The organism is Halobacillus sp. BAB-2008 (assembly GCF_000328325.1).
Classification (GTDB): domain Bacteria; phylum Bacillota; class Bacilli; order Bacillales; family Halobacillaceae; genus Halobacillus.
Genome location: NZ_ANPF01000001.1, coordinates 113,777 through 138,734, shown reverse-complemented (window position 1 = coordinate 138,734; position 24,958 = coordinate 113,777). Strand labels below are relative to the sequence as shown.

Sequence of the window (24,958 nt, the reverse complement as noted above, 5' to 3'; positions counted from 1 at the left end):
TTGCTTCACTCCTTCCCGCCGTAACCGTTTGGATGCTGCTGGAACCAATTCCAGGCGGTTTGGATCATCGTTTCAAGACCGGCATATTTCGGTATCCAGCCGAGCTCTTCCATCGCTTTTTCGGAAGATGCGACGAGCTGAGCCGGATCACCCGCTCTTCTCGGTGCCACTTCGGCAGGAATCGGATGCCCCGTCACTCTGCGGGCAGCGTCGACGACTTCCTTCACACTGAAGCCGTTCCCGTTGCCAAGGTTGTAGGTCGCACTTTCTCCTGATTTTTCAAGCTTCGCCAGTGCCAGCAGGTGGGCATCGACAAGGTCGTTGACGTGAATGTAGTCACGGATACATGTGCCGTCCGGTGTGTCATAATCATCCCCGAACATCATGATTTTCTCCCTCTTCCCTTGGGCGACCTGCAGAATGATCGGAATCAAATGGGACTCCGGCCGGTGATCTTCCCCGATCCTTCCATCCGGATCCGCACCGGCAACATTGAAGTAACGGAGGACGACATGCTTGATGCCGTGTGCTTCTTCCGTCCAGCGCAGCATCTTCTCAATGGCGAGCTTCGTTTCGCCGTATGGATTAGTCGGAACTGTCCGGTCCGTCTCCTGGATCGGCACCTGTTCCGGTTCCCCGTAGACGGCAGCCGTCGAAGAGAAGACGATCTTATCGACGCCGTGCTTCGCCATGCTCTTCAGGAGAGCGACGGCTCCGTAGACGTTGTTATCGTAATACTTCAATGGATCTTCCACACTTTCACCGACGAGGGAATCAGCGGCAAAATGAATCACCGCCGCAATCTCATTCTCCTGAAAAACACGGTCAAGAAATGCTTCATCTCTCAAATCCCCGTTGTAAAAGTCCGCTCCTTCCAGAATGGCCGGCTCATGCCCCTTCTGGAGGTTGTCTGCGACAACCACCTTTTCTTTCCTGTCCAACAGCTCCGCCACTGCGTGGCTGCCGATATATCCTGCTCCTCCACATACGAGAATGGTCATATTCTTTCCTCCTCCATACGTTTCGCTCCATCTCCGATTTCCACCACGTAGAAATCTGCTTCGAGATCGACCGCCTTTTTGTATCGATCTCCGACATTCGTAAGGAAGGAATCAACGTCATCCTTCTTCACGATACTGATCGTACAGCCGCCGAAACCTGCACCGGTCATGCGGGATCCGACTGCCCCTTCCGCCCAGGCTGCTTCGACAAGGGCATCGAGCTCGCGACCCGTCACTTCATAATCATCGCGCAGGGAGCGGTGCGAGTCATTCATCAGCGCACCGAAACCTTCGATGTCCCCCTGATCAAGCAGATCGACCGCCTTGATGGTACGACGGTTTTCATAAACGGCATGCTTTGCGCGCTTCTGTACGACGGGATCGTCTATCAGATGTTTGTGCGCTTCGAATGCCTCCTCTGTCAAATCTCCTAAGCTGTGAATCTTAAGCTCTGTCTGCAAGGCTGCAAGAGCTGTCTCGCATTGCGATCGGCGTTCATTATATTTGGAGTCTGCAAGTCCTCGGCGCTTGTTCGTATTAGCAATAATCAGCGCGTGAGAATCAAGCTCTACCGGAGTGTAGCGGTAGTCGAGCGTATTACAATTCAATAGAACCGCATGGTCCCGTTTTCCCATACCGATGGCGAACTGATCCATGATGCCGCAGTTGACGCCGACGAATTCGTTCTCCGCCTCCTGCGCAAGCTTCACCATCTCCACTCTGTCGATTGACCAGTCGCTCGTCTCCTCAAGCACTGTTCCCATGACAAGCTCGATCGAAGCGGACGAAGAAAGCCCCGCCCCGTTCGGGATATTTCCGAAAAAGGCAATATCAAAGCCGGAAGAAACCGCATAGCCGTGCTTCTTGAAGGCAGCGACGACTCCCTTCGGATAATTGGCCCAGTCGTGCTTTTCCTCATATGTTAATTCTTCTATATCAGCATCGATGATTCCTTTTTCCGGGAAATTCATCGAATAAAACCGAAGTTTCGTATCTTCTCGTTTTCTCGCGACAGCGTATGTCCCGACACTCAGGGCGCATGGAAAGACGTGCCCTCCGTTGTAATCCGTATGTTCTCCGATCAAATTGACCCGGCCCGGTGCGAAGAACAGCAATGCCCCCTGGTCCCCGCCGAACTTCTCTGCGAACGCATCTCGTAATTGTTTCATTCTGACTCCTTCTCCCTTCTATTCTTCTACCTTTTCGATTAAAAACAGCTGGGACTGAAAATCTCCGGCCCGCTCTGCCTGCGGTGCATTCGCCCCGTTGAACTCGACGGGAAGCGGAAGGCCGCGGTACATGCATTCATCCCCGTAGTAAACCGTATCCTGCCCTGTGACTCTATAAGCTGCGTCCGGATCGAGTCCGGTAAGCTTCAAAACCTGATCCTGCTTCGGATTCGGGTGATACGTCTGGCGATACCACCCGGCAAGCGCCTTCGTACCATCCTCCGACACGACGATCCAGGCGGTTTCTCCGCCTTCAAACGGGCTGAGCAGCCGGTGAAAGGTGCCAGTCTGAATCAAGCGGCGGACGTTCTGGAACTCTTTGATCTGGCGGCGGACTTCCAACTTCTCTTCTTCGGTCAAACCGGACGGATCGAGCTCATATCCGAACGTTCCGAAAACCGCGACATCGTTGCGGAACTTCATCGGCGTCTCGCGCGACGTCTGGTGGTTCGGTACAGCAGATATATGCGATCCGATGCTTGACAGCGGATAAGCGATCGAGGTGCCGTACTGGATCTTCAGACGCTCGGCAGCATCGGTGTCATCACTAGCCCACGCCTGCGGGGCATAATACAGAAGGCCGGCATCGAAACGTCCCCCGCCTCCGGCACATGATTCGAACAAAACGTCCGGATGTGCCGACGTCAAGCGCTCATACAAATCATAGACTCCAAGAATATAGCGGTGGAAGAACTCCCCCTGATGCTCGAGATGCGGGGAGAACGGTTCTGTGATGTTCCGGTTCATATCCCATTTGATGTAGTCGAGCTTCGTTTCCTTGATGATGCTGTCCATTCGGCTGAACAAGTAGTCGACGACCTCCGGATTGGCATAATCCAGCACCTTTTGGTTCCGTTCCAGCGTCTGATGGCGTCCAGGTACACCGACGACCCATTCCGGATGTTCCTTGATCAAGTCACTGACAGGACTGACCATCTCCGGTTCAAACCACAAACCGAACTGCAGCCCTTTCGCCTTCACCTGCTTCGCTAATGCACCGATTCCGTTCGGCAGCTTGGCTTCATCAACGAACCAATCACCGAGCGATGTCGTATCATCGTTCCGCTTCCCGAACCAACCGTCATCGAGGACAAACAATTCAATGCCGAGATCTTTCGCTTCCTCTGCAAAAGCGTCAAGCTTCGCTTCATCGAAGTCGAAGTAAGTCGCCTCCCAGTTGTTAATGAGGATCGGACGTTCTTTTTCGAGCCATCTCGGTGCGATTAAATGACCATGATGAAGCGCGTGCAGCGCCTGACTCATCCCGTTCATCCCGTTTTCCGAATAGACGAGGACCGCTTCCGGCGCCTGGAACGATGCTCCGCTTTCCAGATGCCACGTGAATGTGTCCGGGTTGATTCCCATCGACACCCGCGTCCGGTCGTAATGATCGACTTCCACTTCCCCGAGGAAATTGCCGCTGTATACGAACTGACACCCGAGTACTTCGCCGGCAAACTCGGTCGCTCCCTTTCTTTTCAACGCGAGAAAAGGGTTGTGCTGATGCGAACTCGCTCCGCGGCTCGTGCCGATCGACTGGATACCAGGACGGAGCGGACGTTCTTCGATATGACGCTCGCGCGACCAGGCTCCTGCCAAATGGACCATGTCATACGCGCTGTCCGGAAGATCGACGGTCAGGGACATCAGCCGCTCCACCTTCACCTTCTCTGTTCCATCGTTTCGGAGGATACTGCTCCTTGAAAGGACAGGATGGTCCCGGAAGATTGTATAGGAAAGGTCCCATTCTACACCGGATGGTTCATCTTTAAGTGTGATCGTCAGCGTCTCCGCTTCTTCCTCCTCCGCGAATGTCGCGGGAAGTCCCGGCAGCTTCGCTTTGCCTTTTTCCAGGTGGTAACGGTCAAATCGGAAATCAGAAACGTACGAGCCGTCGGCTGCTTCCAGCTTCACCGCCGGCTCTCGAAAATCTCCTTTCCCATAAGCTGTCGCTTCGTGAAGGATCGTTTCCATTGAGAATCCGAGCTCTCCTTCATAGACGTGCGTACTGGACGGTGCGACCGTCTCATAATCCTGAAACCTCGCAAATCCGGATCGATCCCGGATGGCTTTGCCGTAATACAAATGTCCAAGCTGTCCGTTCCGCATGACATGAAAGATATAGCTGATCTTTCCGTTTGTCAGATGGAACTGTTTCTCCGCTTCGTGTATATGAATCAACACTGTTCACCAACCCTTTCCTATGTCTTCCGTCTATAGAAACGCTTACATTTCAACGTTTTGACTTTGTTAATTAATTTAATTTATGTAAATAGTAACACAGCTTCCTAGCTTTGTCTGCTATCCTTTCGTAAATTTTTTAAATATTCTCATGTAACGGCCTTATGTCCTATCACCAAGGCGTTTAAGACGTTAAAATATGTCCATCTTTCCCGATTCCTCAAACAGGACTTTCTTCACAACTTAATAAAATTAATTAAAAAAGTGGAATTTGTGGTATGCTAAACGAAGAATGAATAGTGGAGGAATCCTATGAATACCAACTATACACGGGGCAGCTTCCAGTTGATGAAATCGATCAACCGCTCGATCATTTTGAACATGATCCGTGAGCACGGCCCCATTTCAAGAGCTGATATTGCAAAACAGACACGCCTCACTCCCCCGACAGTCAGCAACATCGTCAAAGAGCTGATTCAGACGAAATTCGTCATCGAAACGACGCAGGGAGAGTCCAAAGGCGGGCGCAAACCGACGCTGCTCGCTATCAATGCCGACCAGTTCTATATTCTCGGCGTCGATGTCGGTACGAATCAGATGAAATTCGTCGTCACGAACCTGTTCGGTCAGCTGAAGCGTGATTTCCAACTCGAGATACCACTGAATCCGTCCAAGGAAGATATTATCTCGACGATGAAGAACGGCATCCGTGAGCTGTTGACCTGCGGCGATGGAGATGAACACAAGTTTCTCGGTATCGGCATCGGTATGCACGGAATCGTAGATCCGGAAGAGGGGACATCCCTATTCGCCCCCTCCTTCCAGCTATACGATATCCCGATCAAGGAAGAGCTGGAGAAGGAATTCAACATGATCGTCAAAGTCGAGAACGACGCCCATACGATGACGCTCGGTGAGTATTGGTTCGGAAACGGCAACGATGCCGATAACCTCGTCGGCATTAATGTAGGAAACGGAATCGGTGCCGGGATCATGATCAACGGCAAACTATTCCACGGGGAAAACCACCTGGCAGGAGAAATCGGCCACGTCACTATTGATCTATCCGGAACGAAGTGCCCGTGCGGCAACTACGGCTGCCTTCAGACATTCGCGGCCGGACCCGCCATCGCTGACCGGGCACGGAAGGAACTGAAAACAGGCAAGCCTTCCTTGATCACCGAACTGGTCGACCATGACCTCGAAAAAGTGGATGGTGCGACCGTCCACAAAGCGGCACTGCAAGGCGACGCCTTCAGCATCCAGCTGTTGAACCAAACAGGCCGCTACTTAGGCATCGGCCTCGCCAATTTGATCCACACGCTGAACCCGAAACGGATCATCGTCGGGGGTGGTGTTGCGAGATCGGGTGACTTTTTATTAGAGGGTCTTCGTGAGACGATCCAGTCGCGCGGCTTGACGATAAAGGCGAAAGAAACGGAAATCGTGCTCTCGAAGCTCGGAGCCAACGCCTCCGCCATCGGTGCCTGTGTCCTCGTGTTAGAAGAATTCTTCTCCCGATAAATCAGGACCGATTAACAGGAGATAAAGGAAATACGAAGAATGTCAGGGGTTTGATGTCCGTTTACGGAGTCCGTCCGCTCCTTTCTTATAAATACTCCAACAAACTGAAAAGGAAACCAGCAGACGCTGGTTTCCTTTTTAATTATCCGTTATTCGCAAATTGGAGGACCATGCCCTCCAGGACGTCGAGGTTTCTCGCCTGGAACCGGATCCCCTTGTAATCGAAAACGACGATTTGTTTGTCTTCCACATTCAACGTTTCCTTATACTCATTGTCCTCCGTCAACGGCTGGTAGGTGACTTCGGCCTGCACGCTCTTCCGGGCAAGGAACACTTTCATCCCGTTCAGCCGGGAGCGCACCTTCTCCTCCGGCGGGTCCCCCTCATAGAAGTAGACGAAGTGCAAAGCATTGGTCACAGGTATTTTGAACTCATCAATCGACCGCTGTGTCGCGCTTTCCATACATCCCGTAAGCAGAACGATCCCCAACAACAGCCAGACACGCGTTCTCACTCAGACATTCCTCCAGAAAAGATAGCTTATACCATCTTATGCCGGGCGGGAATGGATTAGCACGGACGAGTCTATTACTTTTTCTGAAGCGGGAGCAGGGCGGCACCGATGACGCCGGCATGTCCATCCAGTTCTGCACGCTTGAGCTTGATCTCCGGAATCAGGCCGGGAAAAAGGTACTCCTTCACCCGCTCCTCGAGAGGAACCCAGATCAAATCCCCTGCATTCATCACACCGCCTCCAAGGACGAATACTTCCGGATTGATGATGTGGGTGAGATTCGCAATCGCCATCGCCAGGAAATCAACGGCTTCCTCGACAATGTGCTGCGCCTCCTCTTTCCCTTCCTTCACGAGTTCAAAGACACGCTCCGCTCCGCCTTCGATGCCGTATAACTCTTCCGCTCTCTTTCCGATCGCCGTGCCGCTTGCATAGCTTTCGAGCGATCCTTTATTGAGGTTGCTGTATTGATAGCCGTTCGGCTGCAGGATCATGTTGCCGATTTCCCCGGCGTAGCCCTGCGCCCCGCTGAACACCCGGCCGTCGATCACTAATCCCCCGCCGACACCGGTACTCACCGTTATGTAGAAAACACTCGTATAGTCTCTGCCAGCTCCGAATTTCGCTTCGGCGAGCGCCGCGGCATTGGCATCGTTGTCCAACTGGACATCGACGCCGAAGTGGGCCTCCATTCGTTCCACCAGCGCCACCTCTTCCCATCCCGGCAGGTTCGGCGGATCGAGAATGACTCCACGGTGCGGGTCGAGCGGACCAGGAGCTCCGATGCCGATGGTAGCAATCGTTCGGCCGCCGGCGGTCCTCTCAATCATGTCGATCATTTTTTCAAGCGTCCGGTCCACCCCGTTTTCCACTTCCGTCTTCTCCTGAATGAGTTGTTCGACCGTTCCATCTTCCTGTACGATTCCCGTGCGGACGTTCGTCCCGCCGAGATCTACACCGATATGAATTCCCATAAGATCCCCCTCATTATTCGCACTATTTAGTTAATAGTAGCACTTTTCTTAAAAACATGCTTTTACATGATTCTACAAAAAACGTATAATATAGAAGTACGCTTTTTTTAGAGAAGGGGTGGAGGAATGGGGCGCAAAGAGCTCAAACGCAGCAAACGTAAAAAGAAGAAACGCTGGAAAGTCCTCTTAGTCCTGTTAGCTCTCGTGCTGGCAGGCGGAGGCATTTACTTATATACGATATTCCATAATGTACGGGCGACCGTGAACCAGGATTTACATGAAGACGTATCGTCGATCGATACCGAAGAAACGAAAGCAAAAGTCGACAAGAAGGAACCGTTGAATATTCTCCTTCTCGGTGTCGATGAACGGGAAAACGATGTCGGACGCTCTGATACGATGATCGTGATGACCCTCGATCCGAACAATGATCAGATGCAGATGGTCAGCATCCCGCGGGATACGAGAACTGAAATTGCAGGCGACGGCCGCGTTACGCGGATCAACCACGCCTACGCCTATGGTGGAAGCGATATGGCCGTCGATACCGTCGAGAACTTTCTCGATATCGACCTCGATTACTACGTCCGCGTCAATATGGAAGGACTCTCCCAGGTCGTGGATGCGGTGAACGGTGTAACCGTCCAGAACGACCGCGCCTTCAAGTCCGGCAACTTCACCTTTGAAGAAGGGGAGCTTGATCTCGACGGACGTGAAGCGCTCGCCTATGTTCGGATGCGTAAAGAAGACCCTCAAGGCGACCTCGGCCGGAACGAACGCCAGCGGCAGGTCATCCAGGGCATCATCAACAAAGGTGCCAGCTTGAACGTCGTCAATAAGATCAACGACATTCTCGACGTCCTCGGCAGCAATGTCAGCACGAACATGGAGTTCAGTGATATGCGCCGTTTGGCGACGAAGTACAGCAGTGCCCGCAAGGAATCCTCTACGTATCAGATGAGCGGGGAAGGCCGGATGACAAACGGCATGTACCTGATTTACATGAGCGACGAAGAAGTCCAGAAAGCGCACGACATGATTGTGAATTTCGGTAAATGATAAAAACCCCCGCATCCTTGATTAGGATGCGGGGGTTTTTAGGTTACCGAGAAGATAGGCAGAATCCGTCTACCCTCTAAAGGGTCCGAAGAAAATAGACAACGAACCTCCGAAACGTCCTGCACATAATTTAATAAAAAGGAGGAAGATCCATGTATAACACTCCCTACGACAGCCATAAACGGTCTATCCGTCAAGATTACGGCGCTGTTGGTGCGTTAAATGCAGCGACATTGACCATCCCCCAAATGTTGACCTACGCCCTTCAGGATGAATACCTGGCTCAGGCGAGGTATGCAGATATAATAAATAAATTCGGTAGCATCCGTACTTTTGTGCAAATAAAAGAAGCAGAAATGAGACATATTTACGCATTATGGCAGCTGTTCGACCGTTACCAAATCCCTTTACCGGAAGACACATCCGCCTCCCTTGTCACCACTCCGGAGACACTAAAAGCCGCCTATGCCGCCGGAGTTCAAGGAGAAATCGATAATATCGCGATGTACGAAAAATTTCTAACTTTCCAGCTGCCTCCAGACATCCGAATCGTTTTCAACTCCTTACGCAACGCTTCCGTCAACCACCTCTCCGCATTTGAGCGGGGACTTGCCAGAATTCTTTAATCCAAGCACTATCCTTATTCCCTCTTCTTGAATTCTTTCAAGCGGAGGGATTTCATCCATTCTTCAGAGCTTTTTTTATAAAAGAAGCGAGTAATAAGGATATGATGATCATAAGCGGGATCACAAAAATAACGGCGATCAAATTGGTTTTATAATTCAGCGGGACGAAGGCATTCCACACAAGATCCATCCCTTTCCAAAGTGCAGAGAAGATTAGAACAGCCAGTACATAATAAACCACACTCCACATAAATATCTTCCTTTCTCTCCTACCTGGTTATAATCCAATCATTTCAAAAATTCCTATTGAATACAATACGTTTCATTTCTCACTTTCCACGTACTAATTATGAAAGACCCAGCCAAGTACATTCCCTTACGAACACCTTTCCATTCATTCAATAAAAAAACAGCCTGGGACACCAGACTGTTTTCAATCCAACCCTATTCTATTACTTCGTCTTTCCAGAAACACCGTATCACGCCAGATGCCGTCCATCCTGCCGATCCGTTCACGGCGTCCGACTTCCCGAAACCCGTTTTTCTTATGGATCGCTATGCTGGAACCGTTCTCAGGGAAGATCCCAGCCTGTAATGTCCAAAAGCCATGCGCTTCACTCGCCTCAATCAGCTGCTCCAATAATTTGCTGCCCACTCCCTGCCCTTTGCTTTCCGGGCGGACGTAGACGCTGACTTCCGCCACGCCTGCATACACACATCTGCTCGAAACGGGACTCAAGGCCGCCCAACCGATAATTTCGCCGTCGCGTTTAGCGACGATCCGGCACTCCAAAGCATGTCCGGCATCCCAGTCATCCCAAGATGGGACCTCCTTCTGGAAGGTTGCATTCCCTGTCGCTATTCCTGCTTCATAAATAGCCCGCACCTGCTCCCAATCTTCCGGAAGCATAGGTTCCACAACAATCTCTCTCCCCATCCCTGCACCTTCTCTCCTTCTATGTATAGAAAAATCCGCCAAAACGATTCCGTCCCGGCGGCTTCTTCTGATTATTGGCATGTCTCAGCAAACTCCTGGATTCGAGCTTCGATTTCATCACGGACGCGCTGGAAGAAGGCCCATTTCTCTTCTTCGGTACCTTCCGCTTTCGCAGGATCATCGAATCCCCAGTGGAAGCGTGTCACATGCGGCGGCGTCATCGGACATTTGTCGTTAGCATCCCCGCACAGCGTAATCGCATAAGCGGCGTTGTTCAAAATATCAGAATCGATGATGTCGGACGTTTGATCGGTAATATCGACGTCCACTTCCTTCATCGCTTTCACGGCATTCGGGTTCAATCCGTGTGCTTCAATTCCCGCTGAACGCACATCGTATTTCTCCCCAAGGTATTTCTTTCCGAACCCTTCCGCCATCTGACTGCGGCAGGAGTTTCCTGTACATAGAAAATAAATAACTGGTTTGTTTGACATAGTTTCCATCTCCTTCGTGTTGATTTATAAAAGTAACAGCCAGATATAAAGGCCGGTCAGTGTAATGAATAACGTCGGTACCGTCAGAATCACACCAACTTTAAAATAGTATCCCCATGAAATCTTGACGCCTTTCAAAGAAAGGACGTGGAGCCAAAGCAATGTAGCAAGCGACCCGATCGGAGTGATTTTCGGACCTAGATCCGAACCGATGACGTTGGCATAGATCAACGCTTCCCTGATCGTCCCGGATGTATCGGTTCCTGCAATGGCCAGTGCATCGATCATCACAGTCGGCATGTTGTTCATGACCGAAGAAAGAATCGCTGCGATGAATCCCATGGAAATAGTCGCCGCAAACAATCCTTGATCCGCTGTGTACTGAATGACCTCTGCCAGTACGTCGGTCAACCCGACGTTCCGCAGTCCATATACAACGACATACATGCCGACCGAGAAGAACACGATCGCCCAAGGCGCACCTTTGACGACCTTTGCCGTTTCCACTGCTGCACTTCTCCTCGCCATCAGCAGGAAGAAAATCGCCACGATGCCGGCAATGATGGAAACCGGAATCTCGAGCGGCTCACTGGCGAAGTACCCGATGAGCAGCACAGCAAGGACACCCCATGACAGGCGGAACATTTTAGGGTCTTTGATTGCCCTTTTCGGCTCCTGCAGCTGACTTACCTCGTACGTTCCCGGAATGCTCCTCCGGAAGAACAGGAAGAGGACGAGGATGCTCGCCGCAATCGAGAACAAGTTCGGCACGATCATACGCGAAGCATATTCTACGAAACCAATGCCGAAGAAATCTGCAGATACAATATTCACAAGGTTGCTGACGACAAGCGGCAGGGAAGCGGTATCGGCAATGAAGCCGCTCGCCATGATGAACGGCAGAATCATCGCTTCCTTGAAGTTCAGATTCCTGACCATTGCGAGTACAATCGGTGTCAGAATCAGAGCCGCTCCGTCATTGGCAAACAGAGCAGAAACGAGCGCCCCGAGCAGGATGACGTAAATAAACATTTTCTTTCCGTTTCCTTTGGCAATGCGGGCCATATGTAACGCAGCCCACTCAAAAAATCCGATCTCATCCAGAATCAAGGATATGATGATGATCGCTATAAACGCTAAAGTGGCATTCCAGACGATGCCTGTCACATCAGCGACGTCCTGGAAATCGACGACGCCGAACAGAAGAGCAAGCACGGCTCCCCCGCAGGCTGACCAGCCGATCCCCAAGTTCTTCGGCTGCCAGATCACCAATGTCAGGGTGATCAGAAAAATAATGATGGCAATAATGACTGAACTCACGTGCATCCCCCTAGATGTCGCACTGGATTCGCAGTCCTGCTTCTTCCAATGCTCTTAATTTATCTTTTTGATCAGGTATTTGGTTTAACACCTGCTCGATGATCGAATATGTCTCATGTGCTTCATTCAACGAATAAAAAACCCACTGCCCCCTGCGGCGCTCCTTCACCAGCCCGGCGTCTCTCAGCTTCCGCAAATGCTGACTGATGGACGGCTGACTCATCTGAAGCACTTCCACAAACTCACACACACAGCACTCGCCGCCCTTGATCATCCCGAGGATCGTCAATCGCGTTTTGTCTCCAAGCAGCTTCAGCGTTTTTGCGGCATTTTCCAAATCGATCGTCTTTGTCTCCATACCCCTTCCCTCCCTTTTATCCACCGCTATTATATAAGTGTATGCTTATATATGCAACTTATTTTTAATTGCCAATAAAATCCTTGACTTGCTGAATTATCTGACATATGATTAATTCATCAAAAAAATTGATGAAGGAGGAGGATTCCATGAAAGAGAACATGCCCTTTACAGATGTATCCCTTACGAATACATTCGCACTTTATGAGAAGAAGTTCAAAGCGCTGGCAGACAAACGCCGCCTTCACATCCTCCATGAAATTACCGAATACGGAGAAGTATGCGTCTGCGATTTGTCTGAGAAGCTGGAGCTCCCGCAATCCAAGCTGTCCTATCATTTGAAGATTTTGATGGATGCCGGTCTGATCGAGAAAGAAACGCGGGGGACATGGAGCTATTATACCCTCCAACATAAAGAAATCAATCACCTTTTGTCAGAAGAACTATGCTGCCTGTTCCGTCGTGGTTAATTTTTTTACCCTATAAATCAAAAAAAGTTGATGAATGGAGGAAAGTACATGAATGTACACGTGGGATTGAACGTCACCAATTTAGAGGAGTCGATCGCTTTTTATAACAAGGTTTTCGGTGAAGATCCGGTGAAGGAGAAAGAAGACTATGCGAAATATTTACCGGAAGGGCTCGGACTGAACTTCACCCTTAATAAGAAACCGGAAGTCGCAGGCAATCAGGTGGGCCACTTCGGTATTCAAGTCGATCAACAGGAAGACATCGATCAGCACAAACGCCGGTTGGAAGCTCTCGGCTTCTTCACTCGGGAAGAGAAGGACACGAACTGCTGCTATGCGCTTCAGGACAAGTTCTGGATCACGGACCCGGACGGCAACGAGTGGGAATTCTTCTATACGAAAGCAGACACGAACGGAGGAGAGAACTGATATGGAGACCTTTTATGTCATAGAAAAGCAGTTAGAGTACGGTCGCCGTAATAATGAGTATCGCATTCCGATCGCCAAGAAGGAACCAAGGAACCCAAGCACCCGCTTCTTCCGTGAGAAGAAACAGCCGTGCTGTGCGCCGTGCTGCTAAACACAAAAAAGGAACGGGATGGAAATCCTCGTTCCTTTTTGTTTACGTATCAAGGGTTTTGAAATCCGAAGATGGCTACGAAGAGGACGAACCCCCAGAAGATGACGCTCGCCGTATTGAGAAGGATCAGCACCACTTTCCACGTCCCCTTCGATCCGAAGATGCTGAACAGCAGACCGGCAATGGCGAAAACAACAGGCAGGAAGATGCTGATACCGAAGAAAAATTCAGAAATACCGGAGCCGAATCCGTTCCATACCCCAAGAATCGGCAGAGCAGAAAGAACAAACAACAGACCACCTAAGAAAATAGACAACCGCTTCACTTATCCTACACCCCCTAAAGCTTCCTTCTCTTATGATAACATCCTATGATTCCCTCAGGTCTTTTGTCAGAAAGACACTGTTTGGATCATCCGTATAATCCGAAAACGGGGCGCAGTAATGGAAACCGAAACGCTCATACAGCGTCCGCGCCGGCTTGAAGTATTCCATCGATCCGGTTTCCAGACTGACCCGTTCGTATCCCGCTTCCTTCGCTGCTTTCAGCACGTGTGCGAGGATACTTCTGCCGACGCCCTTCCGTTCATGACCAGCTTTCGTTTTCATCGACTTGAGCTCTACATGTTTTCTGTCCAGCACCTTCCATGCCGCACAGCCAACCAACTCCCCATCTTCCCAGGCACTCCAAAATGTCACCTCCGATGCGCGCAGTGCCTCGAGATCAAGGGCATGTTTACTTTCCGGAGGCGAATGCCTCCTCATCATCTGAAGATGTTTCTCCAGTAAATCCGCCACTTCCCGTCCCTGTAAATCATCTATCCTAATATCCATCGTCTTCTCTCCTTTTATCTGCCGTCAGCTATGTCACTTTGGACCCTAAAACAAAAACCCCCGGCTATTCCATATAGAATAGCCGGGGTTCCTTTATGCCGCGGACTTCTCGTCCCGCTTGTCAATCCACCGCTTCACTGCCTTTGAAATCAAACGCAGGATCATATAGATACCGCAGAAGAGGAAAAAGCCGAGTACGCTTGCGACCGCGTCTCCGAATTCCATGTTCCCGCTGCCTGTGATCTTCTGCTGGATTTCGACGGCGAAGACGAACACCAGCACCATGGCGAAGGTGAATAGAAACGAGATGGCCGTAATGCTCCACTTGGCGAGAATGTGAAAAAGAATATCGACGAATACGAGGCCAATAATGCCAAGTATCCCGATCACCCAAAAATGCAGTTCCTTATCCGTCAGAGTCCACCCCATGGAGGACGAAAAATCTGCGATCACCTCATGCCAGATGTTGACGATCTCCGCTAACAGCAAAATGACTTCTTTCATCCGTACCTCTGTCTCCTTGCAACTGATTTATATCCATACTTTACCACATCGACCGTCGACTGCCTATCTATTTCGCATGGAGAAACGTCATCATCGCATAAGCGGCAAGACGACTTGTCATGTCACGGATATCCTTAGATGGATCGTTTTCTACAAGATCCATCGCTTTAACCGAAGGATCTGCCGCGGCTGCCGCTATGCTTGAAATAAGCTCCCGCGATGTTATTCCCCCCGGTCCGGCTGCCGGGCAACCCGGTGCGAAGGCCTGGTCGACCACATCCATATCGACAGATAAATAGACGGCGTCCGTCACTGTTTTCAACCGGGCTATTTCCTTCTGAAGAATCGTCGTGATGCCCTGCCGTTCCACTTCCTCCATCGTGTACACGTGTACACCTTTCTCTTCGCCATATTCCGCATACGCTCCTGCGTTACAGTAGTCCCGGATACCGATCTGTACTAGATGCTCACCCTTCAGAATACCTGCTTCCAGCAAACTGCGAAAAGGTGTCCCGTTTGTTCGTCCGCCGTCCTCCAGGTTACGCAGATCGTGATGGGCGTCCCACTGCAGCACGCCGATCGTGCCGTATTTTTCCTGAAAGGCAGCGATCGAAGGGTAGCTGATGCCGTGATCCCCACCGAGAATAATGTAGCGATGACACGCCTCCTGTTTCAACATGTCCCGGATGCTTTCTTTCAGCCTGGCAATATTCTCATCGATATCCGTCGGATGCATGAGGACATCGCCGAAATCGAGAATCGTTCCTGCATAATCCCCTTTTCCGGAGGCGTAAGTGGTCAAAGACCGGAACGCCTTCCTGATTGCAGCCGGCGCTTCCGATGCCGTCGACGGGGAAATCGAGGACTTCGACAAAGGCAGGCCGATGATCCCCGCCTCCGCCCCCTTTCCTTGGCGGTACGGAACGATGCGGTCCTCCATCTTCGTCGTCAGGCTGTCTTTGAAAACTGCTTCCCCTGCCGGTTTAACGTAACGGAAAGACATCGGCATCCCTCTTTTCCCAAATGTTCCGGCCGTCCTTCCAAACCGAACGGGCATGGTTCACGCCGTAATGATAGGGAAGGTACGTGTAGTTCGGAATGTCCCAAAGTACGAGATCAGCGGCCGCTCCGATTTCAATGCGCCCGGCCGTATCTTCCAATCCGATGGCGCAGGCCGCGTTCGTCGTCACCGCATTCCAGATTTCCTCCGCCGTCATCTTCAGCTTCAATGCAGCAAGCGACATGATGAGCTGCAGGTTCTCGGTCACACAGCTTCCAGGATTGAAGTCGGTCGCAAGGGCAACGGCGGCCCCTTTCCCGAGCATCCTCCGTGCATCGGCATACGCATCTTTCCCTAAGTAGAAGGTCGTGCCTGGAAGAAGCACAGCAATCGTCCGGCCGGCGGCAAGCTTTTCCATTCCAATCTCCGTCGCAGCGACGAGATGATCCGCCGATACCGCTTCCAGTTCAACAGCAAGCTCTGTACCGCCAAGCGCGTCGATTTCATCGGCGTGAATTTTGACAGGGAAGCCGAGTTTCTTCGATGCTTCCATAAACCGACGCGACTGATCGACCGTGAACACGCCCGTCTCACAGAAGATATCCGTAAAGCGGGCAAGGCCCTCGTTCTTGATATCAGAAAGCAGATCGATCATGTCCTGTAAAAAGACGTCCGGGTCCATGCTGTCAGGAATCGCATGTGGACCAAGGAAAGTCGGCACGACGGTCAGCATTCCTTCCTCCCCGAGACGTTTGATGACGCGGAGCTGCTTCCGTTCCGTTTCCCGATCAAGGCCGTAGCCGCTTTTTGCCTCCACGGCCGTCACCCCGTGAGCCGCCATTCTCGCAAGCGTCGCTTTCCCTTTTTCATAGAGTGGCAGTCTCAGTCGCAAGCCTCGTTTTCTCGACGGTCGCAAGGATACCGCCGCCCCGTTTCAAGATTTCCAAATACGGCATGCCCGCCTGCTTCAACGGGAGTTCCTGTTCCCGGGAACCTCCGAAAACAAGGTGGGTGTGGGGGTCGATAAGTCCGGGGGAAACCACCTGATGACGAGCATCGACATAGGTACGTGCCGGGGCCGCTTCGCCCTGATTCCCAATCCACGTGACCTTGCCGTTCTGAATGCCGAGGGCCGCGTTCCGCCGAACGGGCAGCTCAGCCATTGCTTCGCCCTTCAGCGGTCCCTTTTCCGGCAGGATCAGCTCACCAATCCGGTCGATCACGAGATCCAACATTACGTCTCCTCCTTCTTCATCGGAATATCGATGCCGTGCCGTTTCGCTTCTGCCACCGCTTTCTCATATCCTGCGTCAGCGTGCCGGATGATGCCCATGCCGGGGTCCGTCGTAAGCACCCGTCGGAGGCGCTCTTCTGCAAGCTGCGATCCATCAGCGACGGCGACCATTCCGGCGTGCAGGGAATATCCCATGCCGACACCACCACCGTGGTGGAAGGACACCCACGAAGCACCGGCAGCCGTATTAAGGAGTGCATTGAGTACCGCCCAGTCCCCCACCGCATCGCTGCCGTCGATCATCGCTTCTGTTTCCCTGTTGGGAGAGGCGACCGAGCCGCAGTCCAGATGATCCCTGCCGATTACGACCGGTGCGCGCAGCTCCCCTTTCCTCACGAGTTCGTTGATTGCAAGCCCCATCTTCATCCGCTCCCCGTAGCCCAGCCAGCAGATTCTCGACGGGAGGCCCTGGAAGTGGACCTTCTCTTCTGCCATCCGGATCCAACGCAGCAGTTTTTCATCGTTCGGGAACAATTCTTTCAAAAGATCATCCGTCCGTTTGATATCTGCCGGATCCCCGGAGAGCGCCGCCCAGCGGAACGGTCCTTTCCCCTCACAGAACAGCGGCCGGATATAGGCAGGGACGAATCCCGGGAAGGCAAAAGCATCCTTAACTCCTTGATCATAGGCGACCTGCCGGATATTGTTGCCGTAGTCGAACACGATCGTCCCCTCTTTTTGAAAATGAAGCATCGACGTGACGTGATCGGCCATCGACCGGGAGGAAAGCTCCACATAGCGCTCCGGGTCTTCCTTTCTCAGTTCCGCCGCCTTTTCCAGACTCCACCCCTTCGGTATGTATCCGTTCAACGGGTCATGTGCCGAGGTCTGGTCTGTCAAAATATCGATTTCTTCCTTTCTATTAATCAAAGATGGATAGACATCTGCAGCATTTGCGAGGAGCGCAATCGACAGCGGGCGCCCGGCAAGCTTTGCTTCCTCCGCCCATTTTAACGCCTCTGTAAGCGACGCAGTTTTCCGGTCACAGTATCCTGTCGCAATCCGTTTATCGATCCGGGTTTCGTCCACTTCGACCGCGACGACGACTCCGCCGTTCATCGTCACTGCGAGCGGCTGTGCGCCCCCCATGCCACCAAGGCCGGCCGTCCACGTAATCGTCCCTTGAAGCGATCCTCCGAAGTGCTGTTCAGCAAGCGACGCGAACGTTTCATATGTCCCTTGCAGAATGCCCTGCGAGCCGATATAGATCCAGCTCCCGGCCGTCATTTGGCCGTACATCATCAATCCTTTCCGGTCAAGCTCATGAAACGTATCCCAATCCGCCCATTTCGGGACAAGGACCGAATTGGCAAGCAGCACACGCGGCGCCTGTTCGTGGGTCTGGAAAACTCCGACCGGTTTACCGGACTGAACAAGCATCGTTTCATCCTTTTCCAGACGCTTCAACGTCGAAACGATGGCATCAAACGCCTCCCAATTCCTGGCCGCCTTGCCGATGCCGCCGTACACGACTAAATCCTCCGGCCGCTCGGCGACGTCCGGATCAAGATTATTGCAGAGCATCCGCAGCACCGCTTCCTGCTCCCATCCTTTACACTCAAGACCTCTCCCCGTCTTCGCGCGTACCTTCCTCGCTTCCGCCACTGGGATCTCCCCCTTCTCTCCATTTCTTCCAACCAAACACATCCGTCTGCAGCCACGCCGCCGCCCGTTCGATATCCTCCGCAAAAACCCGGTCCTCTGTCATGCTCGGCACGACCTTTCGCCCTGCTTCATACAAAGCCGCCGTCTTCGGAGAGGCCTTCTCCACTCCCCGGTACTCCAGCGCCTGCATGCTGCAGATCAACTCGATCGCCAGCACCTTGTACGTATTTCTGACAATCTCAGCGGCATGGCGGGCGGCGATCGTTCCCATACTGACATGGTCCTCCTGATTCGCAGAGGACGGGATCGAATCGACGCTCGCCGGATGGGCAAACGTTTTATTCTCCGAAACAAGAGACGCCGCCACATATTGCAGGATCATGGCACCTGACTGAAGCCCGGGGTCTCTGCTTAAAAAAGGGGGAAGATCGTTCAACTGCGGATTGACGAGCCGCTCGACCCGACGTTCGGAAATGCTTGCAAATTCAGCGATCGCGATTTTCATAAAGTCCATCGCCAGCGCAATCGGCTGACCGTGAAAATTCCCCCCGGAGACGACAACCCTTCCATCTTCCAACAGCAATGGATTATCCGTTGCAGCGTTCATCTCGATCGTCAGCTTGTCTTCCACGTAACGTAAAGCCTGCCAGGACGCTCCGTGGACTTGCGGAATACAGCGGATTGAATACGCATCCTGCACCCGCTTCTCTCCCTGGTACGTAACAAGCTGACTACCGTGGATCAAGTGCCGGATCCGCTCCGCCACCTCCTCTTGTTCCGGATACCCGCGCGCCGCGTGGATGCTCGGATGGAACGCATCACGAACCCCTTCCAACGCCTGCATCGTCATGCTGCTGATCCAGTCACACTGCAGAGCGAGCCGTTCCGATTCGATGAACTGGATGACCCCGACCGCCGTCATTGCCTGCGTACCGTTGATCAACGCAAGTCCTTCTTTCGCTTTCAATTGGATCGGCTCCATGCCAAGTCGCGCATACACATCTTCTGCCGGAAGTACTTCCCCCCGATAGTTGACCCAACCTTCTCCCATCAAAACAAGTGCAAGATGAGCAAGCGGCGCCAAATCACCCGACGCCCCGAGCGATCCCTGTGATGGAATCACCGGATGGATGCCCTTATTGATCAAGTCGCGGAGCCGGCATACGACTTCTTCCCGTACCCCGGACACGCCTTTCAAGAGCGCATTGAGACGCAGCACGATCATTGCCCTGCTCACGATTTCCGGAAAAGGCTCCCCGACCCCGCAGGCATGAGAGCGGATCAAATGCTGCTGCAGTTGATCGACATCCGCCGCTGCTATCCGGACATCACTCAGTTTCCCGAAGCCTGTATTAATGCCATATACGATGCTGCCCTTCTTCACAATCTCCTCGACCACCCGCCGGCTTGCCCGGACCTTCTCCAGACTCATCTCATTCAAAGAAACCGGCGCGTTTTGGTAACATATCGACCGTATTTGACTGATAGTCAACGTCCTTCCGTTCAATTCGACCATCGATCCCCCTCCTGCCTGTGCCTGCGGCGAAAAAAGAGGTGACAATGGCAGAACTCACACCACTGTCACCTCCATAATAGGAGTCATAGACCACTCACTCTCATCTATATGCGCCCTTTCTACAGCTCATACCACCAAGGCAGCTTTTCCTTAACATCATTTGCTACTGAGAGATAAATCAGTGAGATGGCTTGAATGTAAGATGTGGAGGCTCCACGTAAAAAACACCTTCCTTTCCGAAGAACACTCCCCCAAAAACTTTTCTGTCTTAACCTGCTGCTATTGTGGAAGGATATTTTCGCGCAGAAAGCGTCCCATATCCCCCAGCCCGTCCCTCCCACTTAAATGAAAACAACAAAAAACCGGAAACCAAAGGCTTCCGGTTATGCTGCTTCCGTTTTCTCCTGCCATTTCAGCACAAGACGATAAAAGGCAGAAAAAGCGAGGAAAGAAAGAATCGATCCCGTGAAAATTGGAAGAATCAGCGGGAAGATATAAAGACTGACCATCAGAATGAAACCGGCCGTCACTGCAACCGCGAGGAACAACACCGGACTCGAGAACGTCAGGAAGAACGCCTGTTTCAGCACACCACCCACCTTAAGGTCGTAATGCACCATGGCCGAAAATACGTTGATGGTATAAACAAAAAGGATGATGCTCGAGACGAGGAAGGCGTTCATCATCAACGGATTCGCTGCAGAGAAATAATACACATCTGCTGCGACAACCACCCAGAGAAAAGTCAATAGTGCTCCAACCTTCACGCTTCCAGCGTAGTTTTCTTTGTAATAGTACCAATAGCTGTATTCCCTGCCGTGTTTCTCCTCCTTCCGCACCCATTCCCGTGCTTTCGCGAACAGAGCGGTCGTCGCCGGGAAGAAGACGATCGGAAGAAGTAAGACGAGCGGCGGCAGCAGATACCAGAGTTGTCCCCTCTCCCCAATGCCGAGGATGCTTAACAAAATCAACACGACCGGCAAATTGAACAATGTCCACAGCAGATTCGTCAGCGCAAACTTGGAAATCCACTCACTGACCGCATATAAGCCACCCCTGATTCCCTTCATCCGATCCATATCCATTCCCCTTTCTTTCCCTTACAGACTGTACGTGCTGTTTACGCCCACCACATATCGGCCGGCTGTTCTTCTATCAAGACGGACTTCAAATTCTTCACGGCCTGGCGGAAACCTTCATCAATCGACATGATCGGATCCTCATGCTCGATGCTGACGGCATGATCGTAGCCGAACGTTCGTAGTGCACTGATAATATCCGACCATTCCTTGATACTGTGGCCGTAGCCGACGGAACGGAAACTCCAAGCCCGCGTCTGGACGGCTGCGTAATTCTGCATGTCGGTCAACCCGTACATGTTTACATTTTCCTGATCGATATACGTATCCTTCGCATGGAAGTGATGGATGGCATTCTCTTTTCCAAGTATCTTAATGGCCGCGACCGGATCGATGCCCTGCCACCATAAGTGACTCGGATCGAGATTGGCTCCGATCGCCTCCCCTGCCGCTTCGCGAAGCTTCAGCATCGTGTAAGGCGTATGAACGAGGAATCCGGCATGAAGCTCGAGTCCGATTTTGACCCCGTTCTCCTCGGCAAGCTTCGCTTGTTCCTTCCAGTAAGGAATCAGTTTTTCCGTCCACTGCCACTCCAGAATATCGGAGTATTCCGGCGGCCAAGGTGTGACAGGCCAGTTCGGCGCCGTATCCTGTTCACTTCCACCAGGGGTTCCGGAGAACGTGTTGACGACAGGGACTCCCATTAATCCGGCGAGCTTCACCGTCTTGACGAACGTCTCATGGCATTGATCAGCGAAAGCTTTATCCGGAGAAATCGGGTTGCCGTGACAGCTGAAGGCACTGATGGTCAAACCACGATCCTCCACCTTCGCCAAGTATTCCTTCCGCTTCTCTTCACTTTCAAGAAGCGCATCAACGTCACAGTGAGCGTTACCCGGATAGCCGCCTGTTCCGATTTCCACTGCTTTCAATCCGGATTCTTTTGCATGGTCAAGCATTTCTTCAAACGATTTATCAGAGAATAATACCGTAAATACGCCTAGTTTCATCGCTCATTCCTCCATTATCGATTTATTTTCACACTGGAACCGGTCCGACTGCTTTCGTAGATCGCTTCCATCAATTTCGTCACTTTAAGCGCCTGTTCAGGCTGAACGACAAGCTCTGTACGCCCAAGACAGCTGTCCACGAAGTTCCTTGCCTGGGCCACTCCCGATTCCGGATACCCTTCGTTTACTTTCATCGTACTATCGACCAGAGCACCATACTTCGCCTGATAAAGCTCCAGCGGATAAACGCTGAGTCCTCCATCGACTCCTGAAATAGAAAGGGATGTATGGTCCTCTTTGATATTCGCAGCCCAGGAGCATTCGAACTGCATGGAAGAACCATCCGCAAACGTGATATAACTGGTCACATGATCATCGACGTTGAACGTTTCATGATCAAATGTTCCCCAGTCATTCACCTGCCCCGGCGTCTTACTCAGCCGGTCATAGGCACGTCCCATCACTTCTACAGGCTCGGGATCATCCAGCAGCCAGAGAGCAAGGTCGAGAAGATGACAGCCGAAATCAATCAAACTGCCTCCCCCCTGCAGCTCTTTATTCGTAAAGACGCCCCATCCCGGGACTTTTCTCCGTCGCATCGCCTGGACACGGGTCACAAGCGGATCACCAATCTCTTTCTCAAGGATGGCGTTTTTCGCAAGTTTCGCCTCAGGAGTGAAACGATAATGATACGCAATCGACAAAAGGCGGTCATTTTTCTCTGCCGCTTCGATCATTCTTTCGCATTCCTCTGTCGTAATCGCCATCGGCTTCTCGCACAAGACGTGCACGCCCGCTTCCAATGCCGCAACCGCAATCTCGGCGTGAAATTTATTCGGTGTACAGATGATAACGGCGTCGATATCCTGAAACATCGCAGGATAATCTTCATATACGTGCGGAATGCCGTGTGTTTCTGCTACTTCCTTCGCTCTTTGTTCATTCACATCCTGGACAGCATGCAGGATGACATCCTCCTGTAATTCAAGGAAAGAGGGAATATGCCTCCCTTGGGCAATTCCCCCTACTCCAATCAAACCTATACGGAGACGGGTCATTTCGTGACTTTCTCCAAGCTTGCAATTTGACCTGTTTCACTGGAACGAAGCGCTCCCAGAATGACTTCCAGTGACTTCAGTCCTTCTTCTCCGGTGATCAACGGATCTTTCTTATTAATAATGCTGTCAAGGAAATGATCGATCACGTGAGAATTGCTTTGTCCACCCTCATCGTTGGACTGGATTTTTCCAAGCTCGTAACGGACGGTGTCCCCGTTGTTGTAGTTGGCAATCAAAGAATACGTCGGATCATCTTCTAAGCGAAGCGTTCCTTCTGATCCGTAGATGACCGTCGAATTGTCTTCCTTCGGGTTGTATGCCCAGCTCGCAGCCATTGTACCGACAATACCTGATTCAGAACGGAGGATGCAGACGGCATTATCATCCACCGTGCTGTTTTCTTTCGCACTGCTTTCGATGAAGCCGGCGACGTTCGTGAACTCTTCCCCCAGCACGTAGCGCATCAGGTCTGCCTTATGTACACCAAGGTCTCCCATCGCTCCGATGAACGCCTCTTCTTTCTTGAAGAACCAGCTGTCTTTCCCTTCTGCACTCCAGCCTTCCGGTCCGCCATGACCGAATGCCGTACGGAAGCTGTATACTTTTCCGATGGAACCTGCTGCAAGCAGTTCTTTCGCCTTTTCATGAGAAGGTACGAAGCGCTGGTTGTGGCCGATCATCAATTTCTTTCCTGCTTTTTCAGCAGCTGCGATCATCGCTTCACCTTCTTCTTTCGACGTCGCCATCGGTTTCTCGCATAGGACGTGGCAGCCTGCATTCAGTGCTGCGATGGAAACAGGTGCGTGGAGGTAGTTCGGCAGACAGACGCTGACAGCATCTACGGATTCTTTCTCCAACAATTCTTCATAGCTCGTATACGCTTTCGCTCCGTATTCAGCTGCAATTTCCTCGGCACGGGCTTCGACAATATCGCAGACAGCCGTGATTTCTGCATTTGGATTATTGTTGTATTCCGGGAGGTGACGGTGCTGAGCGATGCTTCCACAGCCGATGACGGCAATTTTCAATGTAGACATGATATCAGGCTCCTTTATTGTTTATTTCGGCGCAATCTTTTCGAGTGGCTGTGCGTTTCCATATACAGGTGTCGGCGTTTCCGTTTGACGGGCCCATTTCACACCATTCTTGATCACGTGCTGGATCTCTTTATTATGATAAGTCGGGTACGTTTCATGTCCCGGGCGGAAGTAGAAGACTTTCCCTTTGCCGCGTCGGAAGGTCGCTCCACTTCGGAATACCTCTCCGCCTTCAAACCAGCTGACGAAAATCAGTTCATCCGGGGTCGGAATGTCGAAGTGTTCCCCGTACATCTCTTCTCTCTCAAGCTCGATATACTCTCCGATTCCTTCTGTAATCGGGTGGGATGGATCGACGACCCAGATCCGTTCCTTATCATCGGCTTCGCGCCACTTCAGATCACAGGACGTTCCCATCAGTTTCTTGAACGGCTTGGAGAAGTGACCGGAATGAAGCACGACCAGACCCATGCCGTCCAATACCCGCTGCTTCACTTTCTCTGCGATATGATCCTCTACTTCATCATGCGCCTTGTGTCCCCACCAGACGAGGACATCGGTTCCATCCAGCACGTCGTCGGTCAACCCGTGTTCTTCCTCATCCAGAGTTGCTGTACGAACGGTTACGTTTTCCTCTTCCAAAAATTCGGCGATCGCACCGTGGATTCCTTCCGGATAAATATCGCGGACGATCTCGCTTTCTTTTTCATGACGGTATTCGTTCCATACTAGGACGTTCATGTTCATTCCCCTTT

At 51.8% G+C, this 24,958-nt stretch carries 26 protein-coding genes and 2 pseudogenes; 6 read left to right on the top strand and 22 right to left on the bottom strand.

The window, feature by feature from the left end:
* Positions 1-5: 5 nt before the first annotated feature.
* The 3 genes from galE to D479_RS00725 are packed head-to-tail and all read right to left on the bottom strand — an operon-like array spanning position 6 to position 4,414.
* Positions 6-1,001: a UDP-glucose 4-epimerase GalE gene (gene galE / locus D479_RS00735; RefSeq protein WP_008632491.1), complete on the bottom strand. Its 996-nt coding sequence runs from the start codon at positions 999-1,001 to the stop codon at positions 6-8.
* Positions 998-2,170: a galactokinase gene (locus D479_RS00730; protein WP_008632483.1), complete on the bottom strand. Its 1,173-nt coding sequence runs from the start codon at positions 2,168-2,170 to the stop codon at positions 998-1,000. The genes galE and D479_RS00730 overlap by 4 nt, the downstream gene beginning before the upstream one ends.
* An 18-nt stretch (positions 2,171-2,188) precedes the next feature.
* Positions 2,189-4,414, bottom strand: coding sequence for an alpha-galactosidase (locus D479_RS00725; RefSeq protein WP_008632482.1), 2,226 nt, complete (start codon positions 4,412-4,414; stop codon positions 2,189-2,191).
* A gap of 309 nt (positions 4,415-4,723) precedes the next feature.
* Here D479_RS00725 and D479_RS00720 point away from each other — a divergent pair, with 309 nt between their 5' ends.
* Positions 4,724-5,935 carry an ROK family transcriptional regulator gene (locus tag D479_RS00720; RefSeq protein WP_008632481.1) on the top strand — a complete coding sequence of 404 codons (1,212 nt, stop codon included), beginning with the start codon at positions 4,724-4,726 and terminating at the stop codon, positions 5,933-5,935.
* 142 nt (positions 5,936-6,077) lie between these two features.
* Here D479_RS00720 and D479_RS00715 read toward each other — a convergent pair whose 3' ends face one another.
* On the bottom strand, positions 6,078-6,449 hold the full coding sequence (locus D479_RS00715) for a hypothetical protein (RefSeq protein WP_008632480.1): 372 nt from the start codon (positions 6,447-6,449) through the stop codon (positions 6,078-6,080).
* Between the two features lie 74 nt (positions 6,450-6,523).
* The gene (locus D479_RS00710; RefSeq protein ID WP_008632479.1) at positions 6,524-7,423 is read right to left on the bottom strand and encodes an ROK family protein; all 900 of its coding nucleotides are present in this window, start codon (positions 7,421-7,423) and stop codon (positions 6,524-6,526) included.
* A 126-nt stretch (positions 7,424-7,549) separates the two neighbouring features.
* Between D479_RS00710 and D479_RS00705 the strand changes: the two genes are divergently transcribed.
* Together D479_RS00705 and D479_RS00700 are read left to right on the top strand one after the other, a co-directional pair.
* Positions 7,550-8,482, top strand: coding sequence for an LCP family protein (locus D479_RS00705; protein WP_008632478.1), 933 nt, complete (start codon positions 7,550-7,552; stop codon positions 8,480-8,482).
* Positions 8,483-8,679: 197 nt separating this feature from the next.
* Positions 8,680-9,108, top strand: a pseudogene (locus D479_RS00700) (DUF2202 domain-containing protein); the annotation flags it as partial.
* 52 nt (positions 9,109-9,160) lie between these two features.
* On the opposite strand, the gene D479_RS00695 reads toward D479_RS00700, so the two are convergent.
* The 5 genes from D479_RS00695 to D479_RS00675 form a co-directional block, all read right to left on the bottom strand.
* The gene (locus D479_RS00695) at positions 9,161-9,358 is read right to left on the bottom strand and encodes a hypothetical protein (protein ID WP_008632474.1); all 198 of its coding nucleotides are present in this window, start codon (positions 9,356-9,358) and stop codon (positions 9,161-9,163) included.
* A 183-nt stretch (positions 9,359-9,541) separates the two neighbouring features.
* Positions 9,542-10,126 carry a GNAT family N-acetyltransferase gene (locus tag D479_RS00690; protein ID WP_008632472.1) on the bottom strand — a complete coding sequence of 195 codons (585 nt, stop codon included), beginning with the start codon at positions 10,124-10,126 and terminating at the stop codon, positions 9,542-9,544.
* A complete protein-coding gene (gene arsC, locus D479_RS00685) occupies positions 10,117-10,539 on the bottom strand; it encodes an arsenate reductase (thioredoxin) (RefSeq protein WP_008632470.1) in 423 nt (140 codons plus the stop codon). Before arsC ends, D479_RS00690 begins: the two co-directional genes overlap by 10 nt.
* A 24-nt stretch (positions 10,540-10,563) precedes the next feature.
* Positions 10,564-11,859 (bottom strand): arsenic transporter, encoded by a 1,296-nt coding sequence (locus D479_RS00680; RefSeq protein WP_008632468.1) that lies wholly within the window; start codon positions 11,857-11,859, stop codon positions 10,564-10,566.
* A gap of 10 nt (positions 11,860-11,869) precedes the next feature.
* Positions 11,870-12,217: a metalloregulator ArsR/SmtB family transcription factor gene (locus D479_RS00675; protein WP_008632467.1), complete on the bottom strand. Its 348-nt coding sequence runs from the start codon at positions 12,215-12,217 to the stop codon at positions 11,870-11,872.
* A gap of 149 nt (positions 12,218-12,366) precedes the next feature.
* Between D479_RS00675 and D479_RS00670 the strand changes: the two genes are divergently transcribed.
* The 3 genes from D479_RS00670 to D479_RS20530 are packed head-to-tail and all read left to right on the top strand — an operon-like array spanning position 12,367 to position 13,267.
* Entirely contained in the window at positions 12,367-12,687 is a 321-nt protein-coding gene (locus D479_RS00670; RefSeq protein ID WP_008632465.1) for a metalloregulator ArsR/SmtB family transcription factor, read from the top strand.
* Between the two features lie 48 nt (positions 12,688-12,735).
* The gene (locus D479_RS00665) at positions 12,736-13,116 is read left to right on the top strand and encodes an ArsI/CadI family heavy metal resistance metalloenzyme (RefSeq protein WP_008632464.1); all 381 of its coding nucleotides are present in this window, start codon (positions 12,736-12,738) and stop codon (positions 13,114-13,116) included.
* Between the two features lies 1 nt (position 13,117).
* Complete coding sequence (locus D479_RS20530; RefSeq protein ID WP_193743849.1) at positions 13,118-13,267, top strand: hypothetical protein; 150 nt, start codon at positions 13,118-13,120, stop codon at positions 13,265-13,267.
* A gap of 49 nt (positions 13,268-13,316) precedes the next feature.
* Here D479_RS20530 and D479_RS00660 read toward each other — a convergent pair whose 3' ends face one another.
* From D479_RS00660 to D479_RS00605, 12 genes and pseudogenes are all read right to left on the bottom strand, one after another.
* Complete coding sequence (locus D479_RS00660; RefSeq protein ID WP_008632462.1) at positions 13,317-13,592, bottom strand: hypothetical protein; 276 nt, start codon at positions 13,590-13,592, stop codon at positions 13,317-13,319.
* Positions 13,593-13,635: 43 nt separating this feature from the next.
* Positions 13,636-14,100, bottom strand: coding sequence for a GNAT family N-acetyltransferase (locus D479_RS00655; RefSeq protein ID WP_008632459.1), 465 nt, complete (start codon positions 14,098-14,100; stop codon positions 13,636-13,638).
* 93 nt (positions 14,101-14,193) lie between these two features.
* Positions 14,194-14,604 (bottom strand): hypothetical protein, encoded by a 411-nt coding sequence (locus D479_RS00650; protein ID WP_008632457.1) that lies wholly within the window; start codon positions 14,602-14,604, stop codon positions 14,194-14,196.
* A 67-nt stretch (positions 14,605-14,671) separates the two neighbouring features.
* Positions 14,672-15,607 (bottom strand): formimidoylglutamase, encoded by a 936-nt coding sequence (gene hutG, locus D479_RS00645; protein ID WP_008632455.1) that lies wholly within the window; start codon positions 15,605-15,607, stop codon positions 14,672-14,674.
* Positions 15,588-16,839 (bottom strand): annotated as a pseudogene (gene hutI / locus D479_RS00640) (imidazolonepropionase). The gene hutG and the pseudogene hutI overlap by 20 nt, the downstream one beginning before the upstream one ends.
* A complete protein-coding gene (gene hutU / locus D479_RS00635; RefSeq protein ID WP_008632446.1) occupies positions 16,839-18,503 on the bottom strand; it encodes a urocanate hydratase in 1,665 nt (554 codons plus the stop codon). The pseudogene hutI and the gene hutU overlap by 1 nt, the downstream one beginning before the upstream one ends.
* Entirely contained in the window at positions 18,457-20,019 is a 1,563-nt protein-coding gene (gene hutH, locus D479_RS00630) for a histidine ammonia-lyase (RefSeq protein WP_008632445.1), read from the bottom strand. Before hutH ends, hutU begins: the two co-directional genes overlap by 47 nt.
* Positions 20,020-20,402: 383 nt before the next feature.
* Positions 20,403-21,098 carry a DUF624 domain-containing protein gene (locus tag D479_RS00625; RefSeq protein ID WP_008632444.1) on the bottom strand — a complete coding sequence of 232 codons (696 nt, stop codon included), beginning with the start codon at positions 21,096-21,098 and terminating at the stop codon, positions 20,403-20,405.
* Between the two features lie 41 nt (positions 21,099-21,139).
* Positions 21,140-22,108: a sugar phosphate isomerase/epimerase gene (locus tag D479_RS00620; RefSeq protein WP_008632443.1), complete on the bottom strand. Its 969-nt coding sequence runs from the start codon at positions 22,106-22,108 to the stop codon at positions 21,140-21,142.
* A 14-nt stretch (positions 22,109-22,122) separates the two neighbouring features.
* Positions 22,123-23,166 (bottom strand): Gfo/Idh/MocA family oxidoreductase, encoded by a 1,044-nt coding sequence (locus tag D479_RS00615; protein WP_008632442.1) that lies wholly within the window; start codon positions 23,164-23,166, stop codon positions 22,123-22,125.
* A complete protein-coding gene (locus D479_RS00610) occupies positions 23,163-24,203 on the bottom strand; it encodes a Gfo/Idh/MocA family oxidoreductase (protein ID WP_008632441.1) in 1,041 nt (346 codons plus the stop codon). The genes D479_RS00615 and D479_RS00610 overlap by 4 nt, the downstream gene beginning before the upstream one ends.
* A 21-nt stretch (positions 24,204-24,224) precedes the next feature.
* The gene (locus D479_RS00605; RefSeq protein WP_008632434.1) at positions 24,225-24,944 is read right to left on the bottom strand and encodes a trehalose utilization protein ThuA; all 720 of its coding nucleotides are present in this window, start codon (positions 24,942-24,944) and stop codon (positions 24,225-24,227) included.
* Positions 24,945-24,958: the final 14 nt, after the last annotated feature.

Bases quoted from the DNA above. Each gene is read 5' to 3' on its own strand.
- galE (WP_008632491.1), bottom strand. From the start codon at position 1,001: ATGACCATTCTCGTATGTGGAGGAGCAGGATATATCGGCAGCCACGCA.
- D479_RS00730 (WP_008632483.1), bottom strand. From the start codon at position 2,170: ATGAAACAATTACGAGATGCGTTCGCAGAGAAGTTCGGCGGGGACCAG.
- D479_RS00720 (WP_008632481.1), top strand. From the start codon at position 4,724: ATGAATACCAACTATACACGGGGCAGCTTCCAGTTGATGAAATCGATC.
- D479_RS00710 (WP_008632479.1), bottom strand. From the start codon at position 7,423: ATGGGAATTCATATCGGTGTAGATCTCGGCGGGACGAACGTCCGCACG.
- D479_RS00705 (WP_008632478.1), top strand. From the start codon at position 7,550: ATGGGGCGCAAAGAGCTCAAACGCAGCAAACGTAAAAAGAAGAAACGC.
- D479_RS00695 (WP_008632474.1), bottom strand. From the start codon at position 9,358: ATGTGGAGTGTGGTTTATTATGTACTGGCTGTTCTAATCTTCTCTGCA.
- D479_RS00690 (WP_008632472.1), bottom strand. From the start codon at position 10,126: ATGCCAATAATCAGAAGAAGCCGCCGGGACGGAATCGTTTTGGCGGAT.
- arsC (WP_008632470.1), bottom strand. From the start codon at position 10,539: ATGTCAAACAAACCAGTTATTTATTTTCTATGTACAGGAAACTCCTGC.
- D479_RS00675 (WP_008632467.1), bottom strand. From the start codon at position 12,217: ATGGAGACAAAGACGATCGATTTGGAAAATGCCGCAAAAACGCTGAAG.
- D479_RS00670 (WP_008632465.1), top strand. From the start codon at position 12,367: ATGAAAGAGAACATGCCCTTTACAGATGTATCCCTTACGAATACATTC.
- D479_RS00665 (WP_008632464.1), top strand. From the start codon at position 12,736: ATGAATGTACACGTGGGATTGAACGTCACCAATTTAGAGGAGTCGATC.
- D479_RS20530 (WP_193743849.1), top strand. From the start codon at position 13,118: ATGGAGACCTTTTATGTCATAGAAAAGCAGTTAGAGTACGGTCGCCGT.
- D479_RS00655 (WP_008632459.1), bottom strand. From the start codon at position 14,100: ATGGATATTAGGATAGATGATTTACAGGGACGGGAAGTGGCGGATTTA.
- D479_RS00650 (WP_008632457.1), bottom strand. From the start codon at position 14,604: ATGAAAGAAGTCATTTTGCTGTTAGCGGAGATCGTCAACATCTGGCAT.
- hutG (WP_008632455.1), bottom strand. From the start codon at position 15,607: ATGTCTTTCCGTTACGTTAAACCGGCAGGGGAAGCAGTTTTCAAAGAC.
- hutH (WP_008632445.1), bottom strand. From the start codon at position 20,019: ATGGTCGAATTGAACGGAAGGACGTTGACTATCAGTCAAATACGGTCG.
- D479_RS00625 (WP_008632444.1), bottom strand. From the start codon at position 21,098: ATGGATCGGATGAAGGGAATCAGGGGTGGCTTATATGCGGTCAGTGAG.
- D479_RS00620 (WP_008632443.1), bottom strand. From the start codon at position 22,108: ATGAAACTAGGCGTATTTACGGTATTATTCTCTGATAAATCGTTTGAA.
- D479_RS00615 (WP_008632442.1), bottom strand. From the start codon at position 23,166: ATGACCCGTCTCCGTATAGGTTTGATTGGAGTAGGGGGAATTGCCCAA.
- D479_RS00610 (WP_008632441.1), bottom strand. From the start codon at position 24,203: ATGTCTACATTGAAAATTGCCGTCATCGGCTGTGGAAGCATCGCTCAG.
- D479_RS00605 (WP_008632434.1), bottom strand. From the start codon at position 24,944: ATGAACGTCCTAGTATGGAACGAATACCGTCATGAAAAAGAAAGCGAG.